This is a genomic window from Agrobacterium larrymoorei, assembly GCF_005145045.1.
Classification (GTDB): Bacteria; Pseudomonadota; Alphaproteobacteria; order Rhizobiales; family Rhizobiaceae; genus Agrobacterium; species Agrobacterium larrymoorei.
This window is the reverse complement of record NZ_CP039691.1, coordinates 2,163,223-2,185,056: the sequence shown is the minus strand read 5'-3', so window position 1 is coordinate 2,185,056 and position 21,834 is coordinate 2,163,223. Positions and strand designations below refer to the sequence as shown.

The following is a 21,834-nucleotide window of genomic DNA, read 5'->3' as shown; positions in this document are numbered from 1 at the left end:
GCGAAATGTGAATAGCAAGCGCGCTGCGTCAGTTTTTTGACGGGCGATCCCGCATCTCTTCGGCCTTGTCTCGCAGCCATGCGGAGAAGGTGGCCATGGCGTTGCTGACGGGGCGGGATTTCAGCCGGGTCAGCCAGTAGCAGCCTTTCGACACATAGACCGGAAAGGGCTGGATGAGATCGCCGGAGGAAAGCTGGCGCTGGAACATCAGGGGCGGGGCGAGTGCGATGCCCACGCCCTGAACCGCAGCCTCCACCATGGGTACGGAGGAGTCGAAAACGATGCCCTTGATGCGGGGTGAGGGAACGCCCGCTTCCGCGAACCATTCCGGCCATTCATCCGCGCGGTAGGAGCGCAGCAGCGTGTGTTGCGCGATATCCTGCGGGCCTTCCAGTTGCGAGGCGATAGCGGGAATGCACAGCGCGGAAAGCGGGGCAGAGAACAGCTCCTCCGCTTCCGTATCGTGCCATGCGCCATTGCCGAAGCGGATGGCGAAATCGAGACCTTCGGCGGCGATATCGACACGGTTATTGTTGGTGGACAGGCGGATATCGATGAATGGGTAGAGTTCGTGAAACTCGGCAAGGCGCGGCAGCAGCCAGCCGACGGCAAAGGTGCCGACCGCGCCAACCGTCAGGACTTCCTGCAAATGCCCATCCTCGAAACGCTGAAGAATATCGGCCATGCGGTCGAAGGAATCGCGAAGTGTCGGCAGAAGTGCCAAGCCTTCGTCGGTGATCATCAGTCCGCGCGGCAAACGCCGGAAGAGCGTCGCACCGAGCCGATCTTCCAGAAGCTTGACCTGATGGCTGATCGCGGTTTGCGTGACGCAGAGTTCGATGGCTGCGCGGGTGAAGCTTAAGTGCCGGGCTGCTGCCTCGAAAGCGCGCAACGCATTCAGCGGAAGGTGAGGGCGAACCATGTAGCGTTCCGATGGCCAAGTTTAATTCATGTCTGAAGGCAGATATCATCATTTGCCGCACTGGCGCAAACCGGCCTAAACTCCGCTACCCGTCTTTCAGACGTTGGGAATAAAGGAGATTTTCATGCCCATGACGAAGAGACTGATATCGGCTCTTTGCCTTTCCGCCGCAGCCATGTGGCTTCCCTCAGCGCAGGCAATTGCTGGCCAGAAGGTTCATTGCACGGTCATTTTGGATGCGGAAAGCGGCAAGGCCCTGCACCGTGAAGGCACTTGCGACAAAGGCTTTGCGCCGCAATCCACCTTCAAATTTCCTTTGGCTGTGATGGGTTACGACGCCGGTATTCTGAAGGACGCAACGACGCCGCGCTGGGAGTACAGGGCGGAATGGAAACGCCCCAAGCGCGAGCAGGAAACCACGGACCCGACCATCTGGGAGAAGGACTCCATCGTCTGGTACTCGCAGGAAATTACCCGCCGTTTGGGCAAGGAAAAGTTTGCCGACTACGCCCGCCGCTTCGAATACGGCAATGCGGATGTGCGCGGCGTGAAAGGCCAGACGGATGGGCTGACGGAAGCCTGGCTCATGTCTTCGCTGAAGATTTCCGGTGACGGCCAAGCGGATTTCGTGCGCCGTTTCGTCAACCGCAAGCTCCCTGTCTCCAGCGAGGCTTTCGCCAAGACGGAAGCCGTCATCCCGCAATTTTCCGCCGCCGATGGCTGGCAGGTGCATGGCAAGACCGGTTCGGGCCGCATGCGCACGAAAGCCGGGAAATTCGACGGCGACAGCTGGCTCGGCTGGTTCGTTGGCTGGGCGCAGAAGGATGGGCGCAAGGTGGTATTCGCGCGGCTGAACATTCAGGATTGGAAGAGCGAAGAGCCGATCAGTTTCTTCACCCGCGACTCGCTGATCGCCGACCTGCCGAAGCTGGTAAAGTGACCTTCAGCGCAGAATGCGCCTTGCCACGAAAATCAGAACCAAGCCGCCTAACGCCATCAGCGCACCGCGCAATATCCATGGGCTCTGATTGATCATGAAACTAGAGGCGGGGTAGGGGAAATAACCCGTGCCCTGCCCAACCCAGATAAGGCCGATCAGCGTGATGAGCACGCCGAGAATGGTCAGGATGATGCGAAGAATATGCATGAGCGGCAATCTCCCGGCGTTACCCGTACCGTGTTCGAGATGCGGTACGGATACCGACGATAGCCCAGAGCGTTCCGTTGTTAAATGAAAACCTTCTCCCGCAGAATGTTTTCACTTACCAAGGGAACGCCCCAGACCCGCATTACGCTTCCGCGTAATACTTCTCGATGAGGCTGACATTTTCCTCCGACTCGTCCGTACCGAAAAGCGTGGAGTTTTCAGTACTGGTGCCCTTGATGATGGAGTCGAGAAGTCCGGCCACCAGTCGGTTCTGGTGCGCGCGCAAAGCAAGATTTTGCTGTTCAGCCTCTTCCTGCTCGATATCGGCGTTACCGCCGGTGTGCGGGGCGATTTGCAGCTGAATTCTGTCGGATGCCTTCGTCTTGGTTGTCGTAGTTGCCGCCGTATCCGATACGGGTTGAGCGACCGGCGGGGAGGACACTTCCTCTTGCGTTTCTACAGTCTTTGAAGGCGAAGTCTCATTGGAGCCTGCGGACGTTGCCGGTGCTTCTTCGGCATCGGCGTTGTTCGCTGCTGTCGAGGCGGCAGGCGTCTGATCCTGATGCTTGGTTTCGCTGGGCGCCGGTCCGCTCTCTTGATTGTGCTCAATCTTCGTGGCGCTCGGCTCCTGAGAGGGCGCGGCATCGTTAGTAGCACTTCCTATTGCCGGGGGCTCTGTGGTCTGATGTTCCGGTTCGGTCACATGGTTATCGGCGGCAGCCGGTGCCGTTTCACCTGACTTGTCCTGTCCCGAAGCAGCTTCTGTTTCCGCATGGGGAGATGAAGACGATGTCTCTTCACCCTGAACATTGGTGGCGGATGCAGGTTCTGTAGGGGAGGTCTGCTCAGCTGGAGCCGCAGTTGCCTCCCCGGAATTGTTCGAAGCATTCGTTCCGGTGGAAGAAGTATAGGTACCGTCGTCCGTGTCCTGACTATCCGTGGTGTCCGTGGACGAGGCAGGCGTCGTTCCGGCACTTGTCTGCGAGGCATTGGACGAGGACGATGCGGTTGAGCCGCCTTGCGTCTCCGAGCTCTGGGTGGTCGTAGACGAAGTGCCCGACGACTGGCCCGTGGAGCCCTGACTGGACGAGGTCTGGCTTGCCGACGAACCGGAGCTGCTTCCGGTGGACGTATATGAGGTGGAAGTAGGGGAGAGGATATTTTCGAGCATGATGACCGCGCAAGAGTTGGAATTAACCAGACAATGCGGGCAGACCCCCGAAATTTCAGTGCATTTATGCTCCAGCATTTTAATCAAATGCTGGAGCATCTGCTGTTTTTCATGATAATTATCAAAAATAACAATCATGGGCGCGTCGGGCGCCTGATTAAGCCTTGTCAGATCGACTTCGCCGCGCCGCCATCCACATGCAGCATGGTGCCGGTAATGTAGCTGGCAGGCTCCGAGCAGAGGAAGGCACCGGCGGCGGCGAATTCCTCCACCTTGCCGAGACGACCGGCGGGGATGCTCTTGACGGATGCTTCGCGGATTTCTTCCACGCTCTTGCCGAGACGCTTGGCGTTGGCGCCATCCAGTTCATCGATGCGATCCGTATGGATGCGGCCCGGCAGCAGCATGTTGGCGGTAATGCCGAGGCCTGCAAGTTCGGTGGAGAGCGTCTTATTGAAGCCCACCAGCGCGCCGCGCAGCGTGTTGGACAAAGCGAGATTGGAAATGGGCTCGAATACGCCGGAGGAGGCGACGGTGAGGATGCGGCCCCAGCCTTGCTCCTTCATCTGCGGTACCAGCGCGTTGGTCAGGGTCACCACGCGCAACACCATGGACTGGAAGAAGCTATCGAGCTTTTCCGCCGTGATATCCTGCGCGAGACCCGGCGTCGGGCCGCCGGTGTTGTTGACGAGGATATCGATGCCGCCGAGCTTGGTCTTTACGGCTTCGAGCATGGAGGGCACGAAATTTTCATCGCCCAGATCACCCCAAACCCAATCCGCCTTGCCCTTGCCGAGCGCGTTGATGGCTTTGGCGGCGGCATCGAGCTTTTCACCGCTGCGCCCGACCAGAAGTACATTTGCGCCTTCCTTGGCCAGTGCCGTTGCAATGCCAAGGCCAAGGCCGCGAGACGAGGCGAGAACGAGTGCGCGCTTGCCGGAAATACCGAAATCCATGTTATCCTCCTGAAGAACTGGCTTATTAATAGTTAGCGACGCTAAGGATTTGAAGGTCCGCAGCGCAAACTCCTCACGCAAAAGGCACCTTGCCGGGATTGAACAGCCCCTTGGGGTCCAGCAGCCTCTTGATACTGATGGCGAGTGCGCGCTTTACGGGATCGCTGTAATTTTCATAGCCATGGCGCTTTTCGAAGCCGACGCCGTGTTCCGCCGAAAAGCTGCCGCCCGCTTCCCGGATGCCGGTATAAACGGCGTCCTCGATGCGCAGCACCTCGGCCTCATCCTGCGGCCGGTCTCGCGCCACCGTCAGATGCAGATTGCCATCGGCAATATGGCCATAAACATAGGCATGATAGTCCGGGTTCAGGGCGTAGAGCCGCTGCCGTAGACCTGCGACATAGGCATCCAGCGCTGCTGGCGGCAGTGATACGTCAAGCGAGATCGGGTCCTTATAGATATCGTAGTAGAAACCGGATTCCTCTCGCAGCACCCAGAAACGGCGGGCCTGATCGAGCGATTGCGCAACGATGCCGCCTTGCAGATCCTGCGCCTCCCAAATCTCCGCAAGCGCCTCTTCCAGCCCGGAGATGGCGGCCTCTTCGCTAACGGCGGAGACCTCCACGATGAAGGCCGACGCCTCTTCCGGCAGCCATGACAGGTCGAAATTGCGAATGCGGGCGTGATCGCGAATGAAAAGCGGCCACATCATTTCCGCCGCCTCGAGCGTGAGCCCCGGCGCGCGGATGAGATGTGCGGCAACGGCAAGTGCCGATGCTGCGTTGTTTACACCCAGCATGGCGGTTGCGCGGAAAGGCCGGAGCGGCTCCAGCTTCACCACCAGCCGCGTGATGAAACCAAACGCACCTTCCGCGCCGATCAGCAGATGTTTGAGATCCGTTCCAGCGCTGACCTTCACGACACGGGTCATATCCGAAAAGACGCTGCCATCCGGCAGGACAGCCTCGATACCCAGTATCTGATGACGCATAACGCCGTTGCGAAAGGCGAGCAGCCCGCCTGCATTGGTGGATGCCATGCCGCCCAGCGTGGCGGTGCCGCGCGAGGGCAGGTCGATGCCGGGGGTGAGCCCATGAACGGCAGCGGCTTCCTGAAGTGCTTGCAAGCCGATGCCCGCCTGCACGATGGCGGTGCGCTCTTCCTCATTGATGGCCTCGATGGCATTCAGCCGCGCGGAAGACAGGATGACATCACCCGGCCTGCTTTCGCACCCACCGGCAAGCCCTGTGCGCCCGCCTTGCGGCACAATCACGACATCTTGCTCATTGCACCAGCGGATGAGCGCTGCCGCAGCTTCGGTGGAGGAGGGGCTGGCCATCACGCCCGCATCAAGATTTTTCGGATGCTCGCCGGGGTCGCGACCGGCCAGCGCATCCGGGCCGGACACATGCAAATCCGGGTGGAGCAGGCGCAACGCTTCCGCCAGTTCTTGAGGGGTTTTGGTCATGTTCGGTTCCGAAACTCTGCCGTGGTAAGGTTCGGATGCAGCCGTAATCCGCGCTTGACCGCAGCGCAAGGGCTGGGCTAACCTGCATATTACGTAAACGTAAGTCTGTGGAGTTGTCGCCCTTCGTTTGAACCGGTTGGCGGCGAGACAGGAATTGGCGCTATTGACGCTCGACAAAGGCCTGTGGCTTTGCCAAGAAGGAACTGACTTTACGCCATGATTTTCATGGCGACATCCGCGGCCTGAAAATGAGCCCGGAGCGAAATGACAAGAAGAAGCCGGATGGGACCGGCGAATGGATGAGGACCCTATGACGGAAGAAATGGAATTGCCGGAACGCGAATCGATGGAATTCGACGTCGTTATCGTCGGGGCTGGCCCTGCGGGCCTCTCGGCTGCCATTCGGCTGAAACAGGTCAATCCAGAACTTTCCGTCGTGGTGCTGGAAAAGGGCGCCGAAGTCGGTGCGCATATCTTGTCCGGCGCGGTGGTGGACCCTATCGGCATGGACCGCCTGCTGCCCGGCTGGCGCGAGGAGGAGGGGCATCCGTTCAAGACCAAGGTCACGGATGACCAGTTCCTGTTCCTTGGGCCCGCGGGCTCCATTCGTCTTCCGAACTTCCTGATGCCGCCGCTGATGAACAATCACGGCAATTACATTGTTTCGCTCGGCCTCGTCTGTCGGTGGCTGGCGGAAAAGGCGGAAGGTCTCGGCGTCGAGATCTATCCGGGCTTTGCCGCAACCGAAGTCCTTTATAATGACGAGGGTGCCGTGATCGGCGTTGCGACCGGTGACATGGGCGTGGAGCGCAACGGCGAACCCGGCCCGGCATTTACGCGCGGCATGGCGCTAATGGGCAAATATGTGTTGATCGGCGAGGGCGTGCGCGGCTCGCTTGCCAAGCAGCTGATTGCGAAATTCGATCTTCAGAAGGATCGCGACGTCCAGAAATACGGTATCGGCATCAAAGAGCTCTGGCAGGTCAAGCCGGAGAACCACAAACAAGGCCTCGTACAGCACTCCTTCGGCTGGCCGCTGGGCATGAAGACGGGCGGCGGCTCCTTCCTGTATCATCTGGAAGACAACCTCGTTGCCGTCGGTTTCGTCGTTCACCTGAACTACAAGAACCCCTATCTCTATCCCTTCGAGGAATTCCAGCGCTTCAAGACGCACCCGGCCATCGCTTCAACTTTCGAAGGCGGCAAGCGCGTTTCCTATGGCGCGCGTGCAATTACCGAAGGCGGCTATCAATCCGTGCCGAAGCTGACGTTCCCCGGTGGCGCGCTGATCGGCTGTTCGGCTGGCCTCGTCAACGTTCCGCGCATCAAGGGCAGCCACAATGCCGTGCTTTCCGGCAGGCTGGCGGCGGACAAGATTGCGGAAGCGCTGGCCGCAGGCCGCGCCAATGATGAAGTGATCGAGATCGAGAACGAGTGGCGCGCTGGTGATATCGGCAAGGACCTGAAGCGCGTTCGCAACGTCAAACCGCTCTGGTCGAAATTCGGCACGGCCATCGGCGTCGGCCTTGGCGGTCTCGATATGTGGACGAACCAGCTGTTCGGCTTCTCCATTTTCGGCACGCTGAAACACGGCAAGACGGATGCGCAGAGCCTGGAACCGGCAAAGTTCCACAAGCCGATTGCCTACCCAAAGCCCGACGGCGTTCTGACCTTTGACCGCCTCTCCTCCGTCTACCTCTCCTCCACCAACCACGAGGAAGACCAGCCGGTGCACCTGCAGGTAAAGGACATGGACCTGCAAAAACGCTCCGAACACGACGTCTATGCCGGACCGTCCACGCGCTACTGTCCCGCCGGAGTTTACGAGTGGGTGGAAAAGGATGGCGAAGAGGTCTACGTCATCAACGCGCAAAACTGCGTCCACTGCAAAACCTGCGATATCAAAGATCCCAACCAGAACATCAACTGGGTGCCACCGCAGGGCGGAGAGGGGCCGGTTTACGCGAATATGTGATGCTCGTCAGACGGATGCCGGTGACGCGAGAATGGTGATTATCCGCGCTGGACGGCAGGGCGAATTCGGGCGGCTTGCGGAAATAGAGCTCGATGCTTTTGTGGTCTGGGCGCAGGCTTGCAATGTTTCGCTGGAGCCTGCGGTTGCGCCGGTTCATCTGTTGCAGGCAAGTTTCGATCAGGGGCTTCTTCTTGTCGCGGAAGAGGGTGGGCGTGTTCTTGGCTTCGCGCTGGGCTCGGTTGTCGACGGTGATCTTTATATCGCGGAAGTCGATGTGGAACGTGCCGCGCAGGGCAAAGGCATTGGCCGCGCCCTGATGCTTGCGCTGCTGGAAAAGGGCAGGGAGCGGGGCTTGAGGTTTGCCCTATTGACCACGGATCGCTACGCGCCGTTCAATGCGCCCTTCTATTCAAAATTGGGCTTTCGCATTCTGGAGAATGCCGAAACGCCTGCATTTCTGCTTGAAAGGCTTGAAAAACAGGTCGAATCCGGGCTCGATGCAGAGCGCCGCGTGGCGATGCGGCTGGGTCTGTGAGCGAGGGCATGAACAAATCCGCGACGGTCTGGTTAGGAGAGAATATCTTTACCGGCGCAGCATTTGCAGTAACGGCGCGGATAAACTAAGTATTGGGAGAACCAGCAAGGATCACGGATGGACGTGTTCCGATAGCGCGGTTTGGGAGTGGATTTATGGCGAATCTGGCCAGAATGGTTTCGGTTTTGCGAAAGAATATCAAGCTTGCCCTCGGCGCATCGCTGGCGGTTATCGCGTTTGCGACGCTCGATGGTCGCCCCGTCATGGCGGCAAGCTGCCGGGCGGATGCGGCGGCGCAGATCGACTGGAGCGAGTGCAACAAGCGCCTGCTGATGCTGGGTGGCAGCATTCTGGATGGTGCCGATCTGCACGGCACGGATTTCACCTATACCGACCTGCGCGGTTCATCGCTCAACAAGGCGAATTTCGAGAAGGCGAAGCTGATCCGCACCTCGCTCGCATCCTCCCAGTTGCAGGATGCGAACCTCGTGAAGATCGAGGCGTATCGCAGTGATTTCAGCGATGTGAACGCGGAAAACGCCAAATTCGTCAATGCCGAGATGCAGCGCGCCAATTTCCAGAACGCCAAGCTGGTCAACACGGATTTCACCAAGGCTGAACTCGGCCGCGCCGATTTTGAAGGCGCAATGCTGACGGGCACGAAATTCAGCATGGCCAACCTCTCCCGCGCCCGCTTCGAAGGCGCAAAATTCACCGGCCCCATCGATTTCGAAAACTCGTTCCTGCTTCTGACCCGCATCGAAGGCCTGGACCTCTCCTCCGCCACCGGCCTCGATCAAAAACAGATCGACATCGCCTGCGGCGACGACAAGACCAAGCTTCCGCAGGGGTTGAACAAGCCCGGTTCATGGCCTTGCCCGGAAGATCCGGACGAGGATTGATCATTGGTATCGGGGCGTTTTCACTTAACAAGGAAACGCTCTCGGTCTTCGTTTGAACGCATTGTCCGTGAGCAGACCGTTTCGTGCTTTCGCTAATTCAGGCAGCCTTGATTTCGTCCAGCAGGTCGGGGTGCTTCTCCAATATCTTGAGCAACTGAATAAGGGAGCGCGGCGGGCGTGATTTGCCGTTCTCGTAACGCGAGAAGGCGTTCACGCCACCGCCGAAAAGATCGCCTGCTTCCCGCTGGTCCAGCGAAAGCTTTTTGCGCACCGTCGCTATAAATTCCGGGTCGACAAAGCTCGCATTGACCTGTCTGTTGAAAGCGAGCATCGCGGCGCTCACGCGTTCGCTCTCTTCGCCTTCCAGTATGGCTTCGCCGCAAGCGCTGCAAAATGTGCCCGTTACATGAGGAATGGTCGTGACTTGTCCTTTATAGGAATATTCAAGATCGCGCGTTTCCTTCGTCACGGCATCAGCGCCGCAAATAGGGCAAGCCATTTTACTTCTCCTTGAACGACACGATCAATACGTTGTTCGATACGATCAGTTTTACATATAGATGCCCGAAGGGCGTCACCGGTTTATAGACATCATGCCAGACATTCTCGTCGTGGTAAGCCGTCATGGATTTGAAGAAATCCTTGAGGCTTAGGGCACGTACGACGTCATGCATATCACTCCGCGACATGCCGAGAGCCGCGGCTCCGCTCAAGGCTGAGAATGTTTCCCTGACTTTGCCTTCATCCAATAATCGCCATACATCTTCGAGCACAGTATGCGGCGCGGTCTTTTCCATAAAATAACCTAGTAGGTTAAAAAATCAATTCTTAAAAATAGCTGCGCGACTGGCCGCCTGCTGCACAACATATTGCGCAACAGGCGGTTTGATTTCAACTCCGTATCAAAACCCAGCCAAAACAATCTTTCCCTTTGCCGTCCCGCTTTCGATCAGCGCGTGGGCCCTGATGAGGTTTTCCGCGTTGATCTTGCCGAACACGTCTGTCAGCGTGGTCTTGATCTTGCCGGTATCGACCAGTTCGGAAACGTGGTTCAGCAGCTTGTGCTGTTCCAGAATATCCGCGGTTTCGAAGACGGGGCGGGCGAACATCATTTCCCAGTGGATGGAAATTGCCTTGCGCTTGAAGGGCATGGCGTCGAAGCCGCCTGCGGGGTCGTCGATCAGGCAATAACGTCCCTGTGGCGCGATCAGCGCGACGCTAGCGGCGGCGTGGGCGTCGCTGTTGGTGGTTGAGAAGATGAAGGATGGAGCGCCAAGACCGAGGGCTTCGACCTGCGGAGCAATAGGCTGGCTGTGGTCGATGACGTGATGCGCGCCGAGTTGGGCGACCCATTCCTTCGTTTCCGGGCGCGAGGCGGTGGCGATGATGGTGAGATCGGTCAACTGCCGCGCCAGTTGGATGGCGATGGAGCCGACGCCGCCAGCGCCGCCGATGATGACAATCGCATTCGCGCCGCCCGCAACAGGGTCCTTTACCTTGAGGCGATCGAATAGCGCTTCATAGGCCGTGATGGCGGTCAGCGGCAGGGCGGCGGCTTCTTCGAAGCTGAGGCTCTGCGGCTTTTTGCCGACGATTCGCTCATCCACCAGATGAAACTCGCTGTTGGAGCCGGGGCGGTTGATTGCACCCGCATAGAAAACCTCATCGCCCGGTTTGAACAGGGTGACACCTTCACCCACCGCCTTGACGATGCCAGCGGCATCGAAGCCCAGAATGCGGGTCTGGCCGTTTTCCGGCGGCTGGTTGCGGCGGACCTTGGTGTCGACAGGGTTGACGGACACGGCCTTCACTTCCACCAGCAGATCATGCCCCTTTGCTTCCGGCACGGGCAGTTCGAAATCGACCAATGCGTCGGTTTCCGTGACGGGTTTCGAGCTCTTGTAACCGATGGCGCGCATGATGCTTTCTCCTTTGCTTGTGGCGTTGGAGCCTATTTGATAGATATAAGCAAAGGCCGCAAGAATGCACATTTTTTGTATATACGTACAAAAAGGATACTGTGGCCGCCGCAAGATACTGAAAACGGAGCCTTTTCATGTCCAGACCCCGCGCGAAACTGACGGATAATTTTCCCGGATGCCCGGTGGAATCCACGCTGAGCTTTCTGGATGGCAAGTGGAAGGGCGTGATCCTCTACCACCTGCTGAACGAGGGAACGCTGCGCTTCAACGGGCTGCGCCGTCATATTCCAAACGTTACCCAACGCATGCTGACCAAGCAGCTTCGCGAGCTGGAGGAGGCAGGGCTGATCTCCCGCAAGGTCTTCCCGGTCGTGCCGCCGCGTGTCGATTATAGCCTGACACCGCTTGGCCTCAGCATGGAGCCGGTAATCGCTGCGCTGAAGAGCTGGGGCGACGCGCATGTGGTTTGCAAGAACGGCGCAAAAAGCATCGTGCCGCCGGTTGAAGCTCCCGCAATGGTCGCTGCCGAATGAGCGCCGCGGAGGTTCTGCACAAGCAGCGCGATGCCTTAATCAAGAATGGCCCGCCGACACTCGTGCAGCGAAGAGCCGATCTGAACGCGCTTCGCAAGGCAGTCACCGCGCACCGAAAGAGAATAGAAGAGGCAGTCGATGCGGATTTCGGCGGACGCTCTCCCTATGAAACGGCGCTCTTGGATATCGTCGGCGTTGTGCAGGCCATCGATTATCTCAGCCGCAATTTGAAGCGGTTCATGAAGCCGGAACGACGGCATGTGGCGGCAACCTTCCAGCGTGGGCGCGCATGGGTGGAGTATCAGCCACTCGGCGTCATCGGCATCATGTCACCGTGGAACTATCCATTTCTGCTGGCCATGGTGCCGCTGGCAACGGCGCTTGCAGCGGGCAACCGTGCCATGCTGAAGCCTTCCGAACTGACGCCGAGAACCAGCCAGTTGATGAAGGACATGCTGGCCGCGATATTCCCGGAAGAAAAGGTTTCCGTGGTTCTTGGCGACGCCGAGGTGGGTGCCGAGTTCAGCGGCTTGCCCTTCGACCACCTGTTCTTTACCGGCAGCACGCAGGTTGGACGCATGGTGATGAAGGCGGCAAGCGAGAACCTTGTGCCGGTAACGCTGGAGTTGGGCGGCAAGAGCCCGACGATCATCCAGCAGGGGCACGTCAATGCGGAGAGCGTGGCGTCGATCACCTTCGGAAAGCTCGCCAATGCCGGGCAGACCTGCGTTGCGCCGGATTACGTCTTCGTGCATGAAACGGAGATCGAAGCCTTTGTCGATGCGTTCGATCAGGCCGTCGTGAGATCCTATCCCGATGGGATCGCAGCCAAAGACTATGCATCGATCATCAGCGACAGGCATTTCACTCGGTTGAACGCGTTGCTTGAGGACGCGCGCGGGAAAGGTGCCGCGCTGAAACCAGCCGCCAAAATGGCGCAGGCTGGAACGAGGATGCGCGTGCTGACGCCGACACTCGTCTTGAACCCGACTGACGACATGGCGGTGATGCAGGAGGAGATTTTTGGGCCTATCCTGCCTGTGCGCAGCTATCGAGATGTTTCCGAGGTGGTGGCCTATATCAACGCAAAGCCAAGGCCGCTTGCGCTATATATCTTCGGAGAAGAGCAGGGGGATGTGTGCCGCGAGATACTCGCTCGCACCACTTCCGGCAATGTCGGCATTAACAACACCGTGCTGCATGTGGCGCAGGATGACCTGCCATTTGGCGGCGTCGGCCCCAGCGGCATGGGTGCCTATCACGGCATCGAGGGCTTCCGTCGCATGAGCCACGCTAAGGGCGTTTTCTCACAAGGGCGCTTCAGCGTGCCGAGCCTTTTACGTCCGCCATTCGGGCAGCTGGCGAAGGCGGCACTTGCTTTTCTCCTCCGTTAGGAGGAAGGATTTGCAGCGCGCCGCCCGGCGTGAACTATCCTTACAATTATTTTTGCACTGCAACATGGAACTGCCCGGATTGCTTCATAATTTCGCGCAGTGATTCTTCAGCTCAGGGACGGACTAGTATGGGTATTGGTTGGATCGAGGCAGCGATTCTCGGTTTTATTCAAGGTCTTACGGAATTCTTGCCAATTTCCTCCAGCGCGCATCTGAGGATCGCTGGAGAGTTTCTGGGAACGGGCGAAGACCCCGGCGCGGCGTTTACCGCCATCATTCAGATCGGTACCGAACTGGCGGTGCTTGTCTATTTCTGGTCCGATATCATGCGCATTGCCATGGCGTGGCTGCGCAAGAACCTTCGCCTCGGCGGCGTTTACGATCCGGCGGATGTCCGCCTTGGCTGGCTCATCATCATCGGCTCGGTTCCAATCGTGCTGCTTGGCCTGCTGTTCAAGGATGCCATCGAGCATTCGCTGCGCAACCTTTACATCACCGCTGTCATGCTGATCGTCTTCGGCATCATCCTCGGCTGGGCGGACAAGATCGGCCAGAAGAAATATCCGCTGAACAAGCTGATCTGGCGCGACGGCATCATCTTCGGCTTCGCGCAGGCCATGGCACTCATCCCCGGCGTTTCCCGCTCCGGCGGCACGATTACCGCAGGCCTTCTCCTGGGTTACACCCGCGAAGCCGCTGCGCGTTACTCCTTCCTGCTGGCAGTCCCTGCCGTCTTCGGCTCGGGCTTCTACCAGCTGTTCAAGAGCATCGGCCAGGATAACCCGGTCGGCTGGGGCCAGACGGCACTCGCAACGCTGATCTCCTTCGTCGTCGGCTACGCGGTTATCGTGGTGTTTCTCAAGCTGGTCTCCACGAAAAGCTACATGCCCTTCGTCTGGTACCGAATCATCATCGGCTTCGCGCTGCTGGGTCTACTCTTCACGGGCGTCATCAAGCCAATCTAACCCGCGCCCGTTCTGCTATTGATAGCGGATGGCGCAATACCCGGTGCCGGGTCGGGCACCGGGTAATTTTATTTGGTATTAATTCGTAAGGCTATAAAACTAAGCAGCTTCCAGCACATGCATTTCAACATGCAGACCGGCAGCAGCAGCCATGTTGACCAAGGTATCGAGGCTGAACAGGTCGATTTTGCCGCGCAACAGATCGGATATGCGCGGCTGGGTTACGCCTAGCGCGCGCGCTGCCTGACCTTGAGTCCAGCTTTTCGACTTTATGTGTCTTTCAAGCGCCATCATCAGGGTCGACCGGAGCTTCATGTTTTCGGCCTCTGCGACGGTATCTTCTATCGCGTCCCATACGCTTTCGAATGTCTCGCTGCTCATTGGCTCAGTTCCTTTACAAGATCGCTATAGCGCTTGGTCGCCAGATCGATGTCCGTTTTGCTGGTCTTCTGCGTTTTCTTCTGAAAACAATGCAGTACGTAAATCGACACAGTGAACTTGGCTACGTAGATCACTCGAAACGCGCCAGACGCATCTCTGATCCGAATTTCATGGACACCTTTTCCAATGGAAGCCATCGGCTTCCAATCAGAGGGCTCCAGTTCGTGCTGTACCTTATCGAGCTGGTATCCAGCTTCCCGCCGTGCGGTTTCCGGAAAAGCGCGTAAATCACTAAGGGCGCTGCCCCGGAACCTGATTGTCTTCATGTCAGGACTATACAAAATTTTGTATAGTCCTGACAAGTGGTAACTACAGCAACGTCCCGCTCAAAATAACCAGCGCAACGGAGAAGTAGATGACGAGGCCGCTGACATCCACCAGGGTTGCCACGAAGGGGGCCGAGGCGCTGGCGGGGTCCAGGCGCAGGCGCTGGAGGATGAAGGGGAGCATGGAGCCGCAGATCGAGCCGAAGGTGACGATGCCGACCAGTGCGCAGAATACGGTGAAGCCGACCAGCAGCCAGTGTTCGCCATAATCATAGAAACCGGCCTGCTGCCAGATGGTGAGCCGCAGGAAGCCGATGGCGCCGAGGATTGCTCCGAGGGCCAGACCGCTTGGCAGTTCGCGCACCAGCACACGCCACCAGTCGGAGAGCTTCAATTCGCCCAGCGCCAGCGCACGGATGATGAGCGATGTTGCCTGCGAGCCGGAGTTGCCGCCGGATGACATGATCAGCGGAATGAAGAGCGTCAGCACGACGGCCTTTTCCAGCTCACCCTCGAAATGCTGCATGGCGCTGGCCGTCAGCATTTCACCGAGGAAGAGGGCGGAAAGCCAGCCGGCGCGCTTGCGGATCATGTCCAGAAAACCCATGGACATATAGGGCTTGCCGAGCGCTTCCATACCGCCGAATTTGTGCGCATCCTCAGTCGTATCGGCAATCATGGTGTCGATCACGTCATCCACGGTGACGATGCCGAGGATATGGGCGTGCTCATCCACGACCGGAATGGCCAGCAGATCGTGCTTGCGGATGAGGCGGGCAACATCTTCCTGCGACATCAGGGGATCGGCGTAGACGACGCCTTCCTTGGATGCGACGGAGAGGATGGGGGCATTGGCTTCAGCCGTGACGAGGCGGCGCAGCGTCACGATCTTGGTCAGTGTTCCGTCTTCAGCCAGCACATAGATGGCATAGACCGTTTCACGCGAACGCTCTACGACGCGAATGTGCGAAAGGGTCTGTTCCACCGTCCAGCTATCCGGCACGCTGACAAACTCCGTCGACATGATGGAGCCAGCCGTGCGGGGCGGATAGGTCATCAGGTGCTGAATGGCGGTTGCCGTTGCGCGGTCCAGCCGGGAGAAGAGGCGGGTGCGATGGGCATCGTCCATCTCTGCCATGACGTCGGCAACACGGTCGTCCGACATGAGGTTGATGAGGCGGGCGGCCTGATCCAGCGGAATGGCGGAGATGATATCGGCAGCATGATGCAGTTCCGGGCGGTCCAGAACGGCAACGGCTTTTGCCTGAGGCATCTTCAGCAATGCGCCCACGGCTTCGGTAACGTCGAGAGCGTTCAGCTGATCGACGCGTTCTGCAATTGTGATTGGGCCTGCGTCACCGCTGCGGAAAAGACGTGCGGCCTTGCTGGCTCTCAGGGAGAGGTTATGGAAGTTCATGATTGCTCACCTTCTAGTCGATCCGCCGATCTCGGCGGAACGTGGTGAGCCGACAGGAGTCAGATCAGTGCACGTCTCGCCGGTCTCGGCAAAGGCAATCGACTACTACTGTCGCTAGACATCTAATGATGCTCCGTGGATATCCGTGCCAGAAGGATTTCATCTGCACGTAAGGCCTGTGGTGCGCCTGAATCTGGAAATAGTCAAGCGGGGTGAATATGAAATTTTGGCAAGGTTGATTTGAGGGGTGGGAGTGCGCTGATTTCACCGCCGTCATCCCGCACTCGATGCGGGATCCAGTGTGATCAAGTCTTTGATCACAATAGACTCTTTGCGCCGCAGACGCGACGCTACTGGATTCCGGCTCAAGGCCGGAATGACGGAGATGTGGTTTCTGGAAAATCAGCCTGCGAAAGCCGCCTTCTCCCGCCGCTCCAGCACAACCGCAACGGCAAAAACAAGCAGTCCGCCGAAGGAAAGGACTGCGCCGATGTAACCGGTGGCTGCATAGCCGTAGCCCATGGCGATGACGATGCCGCCGAGCCATGCGCCGAGGGCGTTGGCTATGTTGAAGGCGGAGTGGTTGGAGGCGGCGGCGAGTGTCTGGGCGTCGGCTGCCACGTCCATCAAACGGGTCTGCACGGCGGGGCAGGCGGCAAAGCCGCAGCCGATGAGGAAGACGCACAGGCACAGCATGTAAGGATTATGCGCGGTGAGGCCGAACAGTGCCATGAGCAGAACGTTGAGCGCCAGCATACCGCCAATCGTGCCGTTCAGCGAAAGATCGGCGAGGCGCGAGCCGACGACATTGCCGACATTCATGCCGATGCCGAACAGCGCCAGCACCATGGAAACGGTGGAGACAGGCATCATGGCGACATCGGTCGTCGTCTTGGCGATATAGCTGAACACGGAGAACATGCCGCCAAAACCAACCGAGGCAACGGCGAGCGTCAGCCACACCTGCACGCGGCGAAACGCGCCAAGCTCCCGCCATATGCTTGCACCTTCCTGCACCTTGTCGCGCGGCTGGAAGAGCCAGAGCAGCGCAACCGTCAGAAGGGCAATGCCGCCAACCATCATGAAGGCGGCGCGCCACGAGAATATCTGGCCGAAGAAGGTGGCAAGCGGTGTGCCGAGAAGGGTTGCGATGGTGAGGCCGAGCATGACGCGACCGACTGCGCGGGCGCGTTTGTGGATGGGTGCCATGGAGGCAGCCACCAGCGCGGCGACGCCGAAATAGGCACCATGCGGCAGGCCGGTGATGAAGCGAAGCGCGGTGAAGGTCCAGAAATCCGGTGCCATGGCGCTGAGGATGTTACCGGCGGCAAACACGCCCATCAGCGAAAGAAGCAGCACGCGGCGTGTGAGCCGCGCGGCCAGCACGGCGATGATCGGCGCACCGATGACGACGCCCAGCGCATAGGCGGTGATGACATAACCCGCGACAGGAACGGTAACGCCATAGGTATCGGCGACATCCGGCAGCAGCCCCATAATGGCGAATTCACCCGTGCCGATGCCGAAGCCGCCTGCTGCAAGCGCCAGTTCGATCAAGGCGATGGAAAGCGGTGTCAGCGGAATGGGTGCGGCAGATTGCGCAATGGTTTCGTCGTCCGCTGCAACGCGGTTTTCGGAAGGGCAGGTCTGGGTCATGGGTAACGGATCGTGGCAAAAGAAAAAAAGGGCAAGACCGAAGAACTCGATCTGCCCTGACTGGAAGTCTTTGGTCACCAAAATGACCTTATCGCAAAACTATCATCCTTTTGTGCATCGCGGTAGTGTTTGATTCGATAAAATCAACTTTTCACGCAATGGTGTACGGAACCCTTTCGGTTCTATTCGATTAAAGACGCGCTTTGCGCGAAAACCTAAGCTGGATGGGCACATGAAGTTGGTTGCGATCTTCAACCGCGATGGCGGAACGTTCAAGACCACGGATATGGAGGCCTATCGTGACCACGCGCAACGCGTGTTCACGCAAGCGGGCCATGATATCGACTGCCGCGTGATTTCCGGCAAGGATATCGTGCAGGAAATGGAGCGTACCGCCGATGAAACCGGGCTGGAAGGCCTGATTGCGGGTGGTGGCGATGGAACGATTTCCGCAGCCGCAGGAATTGCGTGGAAGCACAATATCGCACTTGGCGTGGTACCTGCCGGTACGATGAACCTGTTTGCCCGCTCGCTGAAACTGCCGCTGGATATCTGGCAGGCTGTCGATACGCTGGCTGAGGGCCATGTACAGAATGTGGATATTGCCAGCGCCAACGGACACCCGTTCGTGCACCAGTTTTCCGCCGGTCTGCATGCGCGCATGGTGCGCATTCGCGACAAGATGCAATATGCCTCCCGCCTTGGAAAAATCCGCGCCAATATTCGCGCTGCCATTGGCGTCGTGCTCGACCCGCCTGTTTTCGACGTAGAATTTACGGTTGGTGGAGAGACGCAGCACCGGCGCGTCTGCGCCATTTCCGCCTCCAACAACGAATTCGGGCCAAACCCGCTGCTGGTGGCGGATGATATCACGCGCGGCCATCTTGGTTTCTACCTTGCGGAAGCCTTGACGCCTTCTGGTGTTGCTGGCCTCGCGGTTGATATTCTTCGCGGCAAGCTGAAGGAAAACGCAGCCGTAACAGCCATGGCGGTGGAGGAGGTGGAGCTGCATTTTCCCAGACGCAGGAACGATGTTCGTTGCGTGATCGACGGCGAATTGCTGCCTATGGACAAGGATGTGAAGCTGCAAATCCATGCCGGTGAACTGAAAGTCATCGTGGCAAAGGATTCCACAAACGTTTGATTTCGCTGCGCTAGGCGGCCTTGCAAAAACCAGGTGAAGCCGCCATGCTCCCCGCCAGATATGATGCAGGGGAGCAGGTAACGCGATGAACGACATATCGAGAACGGTTTCGAACCTGGCCGCAATCGACGCCGCGCACCACCTTCATCCTTTTTCCGACATGGGCAAGCTGAACGCTTCCGGCACGCGCATCATCGAGCGGGCGGAGGGCGTGTTCATCTATAACAGCACCGGCAAGAAATACCTCGATGCTTTCGCGGGTCTGTGGTGCGTCAATATCGGCTATGGACGCCGCGAAATCGCCGATGCCGTTTCCCGGCAGATGAATGAGCTGCCCTATTATAATGCCTTCTTTGGCACCACCACGCCGCCCGCAACGCTGCTGGCGCAGAAGATCGCCTCGCGCGCCGGGCCGAAGATGAACCATGTGTTCTTTACGAATTCTGGATCGGAAGCCACCGATACATGGTTTCGCATGGTGCGGGTTTATTGGAAGGCGCTGGGCCACCCGACGAAGACGAAGGTGATTGCGCGCCGCAACGGCTACCACGGCTCCACCGTGGCCGGTGCTTCGCTTGGCGGCATGAAATGGATGCATGAACAGGGCAATCTCCCAATCGAAGGCGTGGCGCATATCGGCCAGCCATACTGGTATGCCGAGGGCGGAGATCTCTCCCCGGCGGATTTCGGCCTGAAGGTTGCGCGGGAGCTGGATGCGAAAATCGATGAGCTGGGCGAGGAAAATGTCGCCGCTTTCGTGGCCGAGCCCATTCAGGGGGCAGGGGGCGTCATCGTGCCGCCGGAAACCTACTGGCCGGAAATCGCGCGCATCTGCAAGGCACGCAATATTCTGCTGGTCTCCGACGAGGTGATCTGCGGCTTCGGGCGTCTGGGTTCATGGTTCGGCTACCAGCATTTCGGCTACGAGCCGGATTTGGCGCCCATCGCCAAGGGTCTCTCTTCCGGCTATCTGCCGATTGGCGGTGTTATCGTTTCCGACCGGGTGGCGGAGGTGATGCTGAGCGAGGTGGGTGATTTCAACCACGGCTTCACCTATTCCGGCCACCCCGTCTGCGCCGCTGCCGCACTGGAAAACCTGCGCATCATTGAGGATGAGGGGCTGGTGGAGCGCGTGCGCGATGATATCGGCCCCTATTTCACGAAAGGCTGGCAAAGCCTGATGGACCATGAGGTGGTGGGCGAGGCGGCCAATGTTGGCCTCATGGGCGGCTTGCAGCTGACGGCGGATAAGGGAACGCGCAGGCGCTTCGAACAGCCGGACGATATCGGCGTCATCGTGCGCAACCACTGCCTGGAAAACGGTCTGGTGATGCGCGCAACGGGAGACCGCATGCTTGCCTCACCCGCGCTCACCATCAGCCACTCGGAAGTGGACCAGATCATCGAAACGCTGCGCAAGGGGCTGGACCATCTGCGCGATACCGTGAAAGTTTAAGAATGGCAGATCAGGAACATCGCTACACCGTGCAGGTGAAGTGGACGGGAAACCGCGGAACCGGCACCTCCGGCTACCGCGACTATGACCGCAACCACGTAATTTCAGCAGATGGAAAACCCGACATCGCCGGCTCCTCCGATCCCGCTTTTCGCGGCGATCCCGCACGCTGGAACCCGGAAGAACTGCTGCTCGCCTCCATCTCCGCCTGTCACAAGCTGTGGTACCTGCACTTCTGCGCCGTCTCCGGCGTTGTCGTCAGCGACTATGAGGATGCGCCGGAAGGGACGATGGTGCTGACGCGCGACGGTGGCGGGCACTTTACCGAAGTCGTGCTAAAGCCGGTGATTACTCTGACGAAGGGTGACTTGCAGACAGCAACAGAGCTTCACCACGACGCCCACGAAAAATGCTTTATCGCCAATTCGGTGAACTTCCCGATCCGCGTTGAGCCGACGATCAGGATGGGTTGAGCCACTGTCCGATGGACGCTCGCCGGCGCAAAATCCCTACTCTTCGTCCGAACTGAAAGTCTTACTTACGATGTAATTCGGTGTGCGTTCGTCCCGGTAATAGAGGCGGGCGATCATTTCGGCGAGGATGCCGGTGGTGATGAACTGCATGGAGGAGAGCAGCAGGACGACGCCTACCATCAGCATCGGGCGCGTGCCGATGTCGTTGCCGAGAATGAACTTGTCTATGAAGAGATAGAACATGATGACGGCGGAAAGGGCGCCGAGGCCGAGGCCCAGCGAGCCGAAGAAATGGCCCGGGCGCGCCTTGTAGCGCATGAAGAACATGACCGACAGCAGATCGAGAATGACACGGAAAGTGCGTGAAATTCCATATTTCGAAGTGCCGAACTGGCGCGCATGGTGCGTTACCGGCATTTCGCCGATGCGGGTGCTGGGCACCACGCCCGCGACCCAGGCCGGGATGAAGCGGTGCATCTCGCCCATCAGCTTGACCTGCTTAATGACGGAGGTGCGATAAATCTTCAACGAACAGCCGTAATCATGCAGGCGAACGCCGGTAATGCGGCCAATCAGGCGATTGGCGATCCAGGACGGGATCTTGCGCAGCATCAGGCCATCCTGACGGTTCTTGCGCCAGCCGACCAGCAGGTCCAGTTCACGACGCTCAAGCTCGGAAACCAGCATCGGAATGTCTTTCGGGTCATTCTGGAGATCGCCATCGAGAGTGGCGATCAGGCGGCCTTTGGCCGTGTCGATACCCGCCTGCATGGCCGCTGTCTGGCCGAAATTGCGCTGGAGGGCGACGATTTTCAGATCGAGCCCTTCGCGACCGAGATAGGCTCTGGCGTTGACGATGGTTGCGTCCGTGCTGCCGTCATCCACCAGAATGAGTTCCCACGCCGCGTCATAATTCGCCATTGCCTCCACAACACGCTCGATCAACGGGCCGACGCTCTCTTGCTCATTGAAAATCGGCACGACAAGCGATAGTTCGGGCGCTGTGTTCATCAGAATCTCGCTTCGAAGGGCGGTCGTTGTGGGCACGGAGGCTTCCCCAGGTAAGGCATTGTTAATATGCTCACCTGCCG

At 58.7% G+C, this 21,834-nt stretch carries 23 protein-coding genes; 10 read left to right on the top strand and 13 right to left on the bottom strand.

Annotated features, from left to right (window positions below):
* Positions 1–28 precede the first annotated feature (28 nt).
* Positions 29–922, bottom strand: a complete 894-nt coding sequence (locus tag CFBP5473_RS10530; RefSeq protein WP_027675454.1) for a LysR family transcriptional regulator — start codon at positions 920–922, stop codon at positions 29–31.
* Positions 923–1,097: 175 nt separating this feature from the next.
* Between CFBP5473_RS10530 and blaOXA the strand changes: the two genes are divergently transcribed.
* Entirely contained in the window at positions 1,098–1,862 is a 765-nt protein-coding gene (gene blaOXA, locus CFBP5473_RS10525) for a class D beta-lactamase (protein WP_342585338.1), read from the top strand.
* A 3-nt stretch (positions 1,863–1,865) separates the two neighbouring features.
* Here the strand turns inward: blaOXA and CFBP5473_RS10520 are convergent, their stop codons facing one another.
* The 4 genes from CFBP5473_RS10520 to CFBP5473_RS10505 all read right to left on the bottom strand — a co-directional run bounded on the left by CFBP5473_RS10520 (position 1,866) and on the right by CFBP5473_RS10505 (position 5,664).
* Positions 1,866–2,069 (bottom strand): hypothetical protein, encoded by a 204-nt coding sequence (locus CFBP5473_RS10520; RefSeq protein ID WP_027675452.1) that lies wholly within the window; start codon positions 2,067–2,069, stop codon positions 1,866–1,868.
* Between the two features lie 142 nt (positions 2,070–2,211).
* Positions 2,212–3,240: a prolipoprotein diacylglyceryl transferase gene (locus CFBP5473_RS10515; protein ID WP_136954348.1), complete on the bottom strand. Its 1,029-nt coding sequence runs from the start codon at positions 3,238–3,240 to the stop codon at positions 2,212–2,214.
* A gap of 167 nt (positions 3,241–3,407) precedes the next feature.
* On the bottom strand, positions 3,408–4,196 hold the full coding sequence (locus CFBP5473_RS10510; protein ID WP_027675450.1) for an SDR family oxidoreductase: 789 nt from the start codon (positions 4,194–4,196) through the stop codon (positions 3,408–3,410).
* Positions 4,197–4,269: 73 nt separating this feature from the next.
* Positions 4,270–5,664, bottom strand: a complete 1,395-nt coding sequence (locus CFBP5473_RS10505; protein WP_027675449.1) for an FAD-binding oxidoreductase — start codon at positions 5,662–5,664, stop codon at positions 4,270–4,272.
* Positions 5,665–5,974: 310 nt separating this feature from the next.
* Between CFBP5473_RS10505 and CFBP5473_RS10500 the strand changes: the two genes are divergently transcribed.
* The 3 genes from CFBP5473_RS10500 to CFBP5473_RS10490 all read left to right on the top strand — a co-directional run bounded on the left by CFBP5473_RS10500 (position 5,975) and on the right by CFBP5473_RS10490 (position 9,076).
* Entirely contained in the window at positions 5,975–7,639 is a 1,665-nt protein-coding gene (locus CFBP5473_RS10500; protein WP_027675448.1) for an electron transfer flavoprotein-ubiquinone oxidoreductase, read from the top strand.
* A gap of 31 nt (positions 7,640–7,670) precedes the next feature.
* The gene (locus tag CFBP5473_RS10495; protein WP_051441274.1) at positions 7,671–8,174 is read left to right on the top strand and encodes a GNAT family N-acetyltransferase; all 504 of its coding nucleotides are present in this window, start codon (positions 7,671–7,673) and stop codon (positions 8,172–8,174) included.
* Positions 8,175–8,347: 173 nt separating this feature from the next.
* Positions 8,348–9,076, top strand: coding sequence for a pentapeptide repeat-containing protein (locus tag CFBP5473_RS10490; protein ID WP_413228966.1), 729 nt, complete (start codon positions 8,348–8,350; stop codon positions 9,074–9,076).
* Positions 9,077–9,173: 97 nt separating this feature from the next.
* Here CFBP5473_RS10490 and CFBP5473_RS10485 read toward each other — a convergent pair whose 3' ends face one another.
* The 3 genes from CFBP5473_RS10485 to CFBP5473_RS10475 form a co-directional block, all read right to left on the bottom strand.
* Complete coding sequence (locus tag CFBP5473_RS10485; RefSeq protein ID WP_027675445.1) at positions 9,174–9,575, bottom strand: type II toxin-antitoxin system MqsA family antitoxin; 402 nt, start codon at positions 9,573–9,575, stop codon at positions 9,174–9,176.
* 1 nt (position 9,576) lies between these two features.
* Positions 9,577–9,873 carry a type II toxin-antitoxin system MqsR family toxin gene (locus tag CFBP5473_RS10480; protein WP_027675444.1) on the bottom strand — a complete coding sequence of 99 codons (297 nt, stop codon included), beginning with the start codon at positions 9,871–9,873 and terminating at the stop codon, positions 9,577–9,579.
* Between the two features lie 105 nt (positions 9,874–9,978).
* Positions 9,979–10,995, bottom strand: a complete 1,017-nt coding sequence (locus CFBP5473_RS10475) for a zinc-binding alcohol dehydrogenase family protein (protein WP_027675443.1) — start codon at positions 10,993–10,995, stop codon at positions 9,979–9,981.
* 137 nt (positions 10,996–11,132) lie between these two features.
* On the opposite strand from CFBP5473_RS10475, the gene CFBP5473_RS10470 reads away from it, so the two are divergent.
* From CFBP5473_RS10470 to CFBP5473_RS10460, 3 genes are all read left to right on the top strand, one after another.
* On the top strand, positions 11,133–11,531 hold the full coding sequence (locus tag CFBP5473_RS10470) for a winged helix-turn-helix transcriptional regulator (RefSeq protein WP_027675442.1): 399 nt from the start codon (positions 11,133–11,135) through the stop codon (positions 11,529–11,531).
* The gene (locus CFBP5473_RS10465) at positions 11,528–12,925 is read left to right on the top strand and encodes a coniferyl aldehyde dehydrogenase (protein WP_027675441.1); all 1,398 of its coding nucleotides are present in this window, start codon (positions 11,528–11,530) and stop codon (positions 12,923–12,925) included. Before CFBP5473_RS10470 ends, CFBP5473_RS10465 begins: the two co-directional genes overlap by 4 nt.
* 128 nt (positions 12,926–13,053) lie before the next feature.
* Positions 13,054–13,890: an undecaprenyl-diphosphate phosphatase gene (locus CFBP5473_RS10460; protein WP_027675440.1), complete on the top strand. Its 837-nt coding sequence runs from the start codon at positions 13,054–13,056 to the stop codon at positions 13,888–13,890.
* A 99-nt stretch (positions 13,891–13,989) separates the two neighbouring features.
* Here the strand turns inward: CFBP5473_RS10460 and CFBP5473_RS10455 are convergent, their stop codons facing one another.
* From CFBP5473_RS10455 to CFBP5473_RS10440, 4 genes are all read right to left on the bottom strand, one after another.
* Positions 13,990–14,271 (bottom strand): helix-turn-helix domain-containing protein, encoded by a 282-nt coding sequence (locus tag CFBP5473_RS10455; protein ID WP_027675439.1) that lies wholly within the window; start codon positions 14,269–14,271, stop codon positions 13,990–13,992.
* The gene (locus tag CFBP5473_RS10450) at positions 14,268–14,597 is read right to left on the bottom strand and encodes a type II toxin-antitoxin system RelE/ParE family toxin (protein ID WP_037170972.1); all 330 of its coding nucleotides are present in this window, start codon (positions 14,595–14,597) and stop codon (positions 14,268–14,270) included. The genes CFBP5473_RS10455 and CFBP5473_RS10450 overlap by 4 nt, the downstream gene beginning before the upstream one ends.
* Positions 14,598–14,640: 43 nt before the next feature.
* Complete coding sequence (gene mgtE, locus CFBP5473_RS10445) at positions 14,641–16,014, bottom strand: magnesium transporter (RefSeq protein WP_027675437.1); 1,374 nt, start codon at positions 16,012–16,014, stop codon at positions 14,641–14,643.
* A gap of 402 nt (positions 16,015–16,416) precedes the next feature.
* The gene (locus CFBP5473_RS10440) at positions 16,417–17,721 is read right to left on the bottom strand and encodes an MFS transporter (RefSeq protein WP_027675436.1); all 1,305 of its coding nucleotides are present in this window, start codon (positions 17,719–17,721) and stop codon (positions 16,417–16,419) included.
* Positions 17,722–17,902: 181 nt separating this feature from the next.
* Between CFBP5473_RS10440 and CFBP5473_RS10435 the strand changes: the two genes are divergently transcribed.
* The 3 genes from CFBP5473_RS10435 (at position 17,903) to CFBP5473_RS10425 (ending at position 20,743) form a co-directional block, all read left to right on the top strand.
* Positions 17,903–18,814: a diacylglycerol/lipid kinase family protein gene (locus CFBP5473_RS10435; protein WP_027675435.1), complete on the top strand. Its 912-nt coding sequence runs from the start codon at positions 17,903–17,905 to the stop codon at positions 18,812–18,814.
* A gap of 85 nt (positions 18,815–18,899) precedes the next feature.
* Positions 18,900–20,270: an aspartate aminotransferase family protein gene (locus tag CFBP5473_RS10430; protein ID WP_027675434.1), complete on the top strand. Its 1,371-nt coding sequence runs from the start codon at positions 18,900–18,902 to the stop codon at positions 20,268–20,270.
* Between the two features lie 2 nt (positions 20,271–20,272).
* The gene (locus tag CFBP5473_RS10425; protein WP_027675433.1) at positions 20,273–20,743 is read left to right on the top strand and encodes an OsmC family protein; all 471 of its coding nucleotides are present in this window, start codon (positions 20,273–20,275) and stop codon (positions 20,741–20,743) included.
* A gap of 36 nt (positions 20,744–20,779) precedes the next feature.
* Here CFBP5473_RS10425 and CFBP5473_RS10420 read toward each other — a convergent pair whose 3' ends face one another.
* Positions 20,780–21,754: a glycosyltransferase family 2 protein gene (locus tag CFBP5473_RS10420; RefSeq protein WP_051441273.1), complete on the bottom strand. Its 975-nt coding sequence runs from the start codon at positions 21,752–21,754 to the stop codon at positions 20,780–20,782.
* Between the last annotated feature and the right edge of the window lie 80 nt (positions 21,755–21,834).

What these genes read in the sequence shown, in the direction of transcription:
- CFBP5473_RS10530 (WP_027675454.1), bottom strand. Translation starts at nt 922, where the DNA reads ATGGTTCGCCCTCACCTTCCGCTGAATGCGTTGCGCGCTTTCGAGGCA.
- blaOXA (WP_342585338.1), top strand. Translation starts at nt 1,098, where the DNA reads ATGTGGCTTCCCTCAGCGCAGGCAATTGCTGGCCAGAAGGTTCATTGC.
- CFBP5473_RS10520 (WP_027675452.1), bottom strand. Translation starts at nt 2,069, where the DNA reads ATGCATATTCTTCGCATCATCCTGACCATTCTCGGCGTGCTCATCACG.
- CFBP5473_RS10515 (WP_136954348.1), bottom strand. Translation starts at nt 3,240, where the DNA reads ATGCTCGAAAATATCCTCTCCCCTACTTCCACCTCATATACGTCCACC.
- CFBP5473_RS10510 (WP_027675450.1), bottom strand. Translation starts at nt 4,196, where the DNA reads ATGGATTTCGGTATTTCCGGCAAGCGCGCACTCGTTCTCGCCTCGTCT.
- CFBP5473_RS10505 (WP_027675449.1), bottom strand. Translation starts at nt 5,664, where the DNA reads ATGACCAAAACCCCTCAAGAACTGGCGGAAGCGTTGCGCCTGCTCCAC.
- CFBP5473_RS10500 (WP_027675448.1), top strand. Translation starts at nt 5,975, where the DNA reads ATGACGGAAGAAATGGAATTGCCGGAACGCGAATCGATGGAATTCGAC.
- CFBP5473_RS10495 (WP_051441274.1), top strand. Translation starts at nt 7,671, where the DNA reads ATGGTGATTATCCGCGCTGGACGGCAGGGCGAATTCGGGCGGCTTGCG.
- CFBP5473_RS10490 (WP_413228966.1), top strand. Translation starts at nt 8,348, where the DNA reads ATGGTTTCGGTTTTGCGAAAGAATATCAAGCTTGCCCTCGGCGCATCG.
- CFBP5473_RS10485 (WP_027675445.1), bottom strand. Translation starts at nt 9,575, where the DNA reads ATGGCTTGCCCTATTTGCGGCGCTGATGCCGTGACGAAGGAAACGCGC.
- CFBP5473_RS10480 (WP_027675444.1), bottom strand. Translation starts at nt 9,873, where the DNA reads ATGGAAAAGACCGCGCCGCATACTGTGCTCGAAGATGTATGGCGATTA.
- CFBP5473_RS10475 (WP_027675443.1), bottom strand. Translation starts at nt 10,995, where the DNA reads ATGCGCGCCATCGGTTACAAGAGCTCGAAACCCGTCACGGAAACCGAC.
- CFBP5473_RS10470 (WP_027675442.1), top strand. Translation starts at nt 11,133, where the DNA reads ATGTCCAGACCCCGCGCGAAACTGACGGATAATTTTCCCGGATGCCCG.
- CFBP5473_RS10465 (WP_027675441.1), top strand. Translation starts at nt 11,528, where the DNA reads ATGAGCGCCGCGGAGGTTCTGCACAAGCAGCGCGATGCCTTAATCAAG.
- CFBP5473_RS10460 (WP_027675440.1), top strand. Translation starts at nt 13,054, where the DNA reads ATGGGTATTGGTTGGATCGAGGCAGCGATTCTCGGTTTTATTCAAGGT.
- CFBP5473_RS10455 (WP_027675439.1), bottom strand. Translation starts at nt 14,271, where the DNA reads ATGAGCAGCGAGACATTCGAAAGCGTATGGGACGCGATAGAAGATACC.
- CFBP5473_RS10450 (WP_037170972.1), bottom strand. Translation starts at nt 14,597, where the DNA reads ATGAAGACAATCAGGTTCCGGGGCAGCGCCCTTAGTGATTTACGCGCT.
- mgtE (WP_027675437.1), bottom strand. Translation starts at nt 16,014, where the DNA reads ATGAACTTCCATAACCTCTCCCTGAGAGCCAGCAAGGCCGCACGTCTT.
- CFBP5473_RS10435 (WP_027675435.1), top strand. Translation starts at nt 17,903, where the DNA reads ATGAAGTTGGTTGCGATCTTCAACCGCGATGGCGGAACGTTCAAGACC.
- CFBP5473_RS10430 (WP_027675434.1), top strand. Translation starts at nt 18,900, where the DNA reads ATGAACGACATATCGAGAACGGTTTCGAACCTGGCCGCAATCGACGCC.
- CFBP5473_RS10425 (WP_027675433.1), top strand. Translation starts at nt 20,273, where the DNA reads ATGGCAGATCAGGAACATCGCTACACCGTGCAGGTGAAGTGGACGGGA.
- CFBP5473_RS10420 (WP_051441273.1), bottom strand. Translation starts at nt 21,754, where the DNA reads ATGAACACAGCGCCCGAACTATCGCTTGTCGTGCCGATTTTCAATGAG.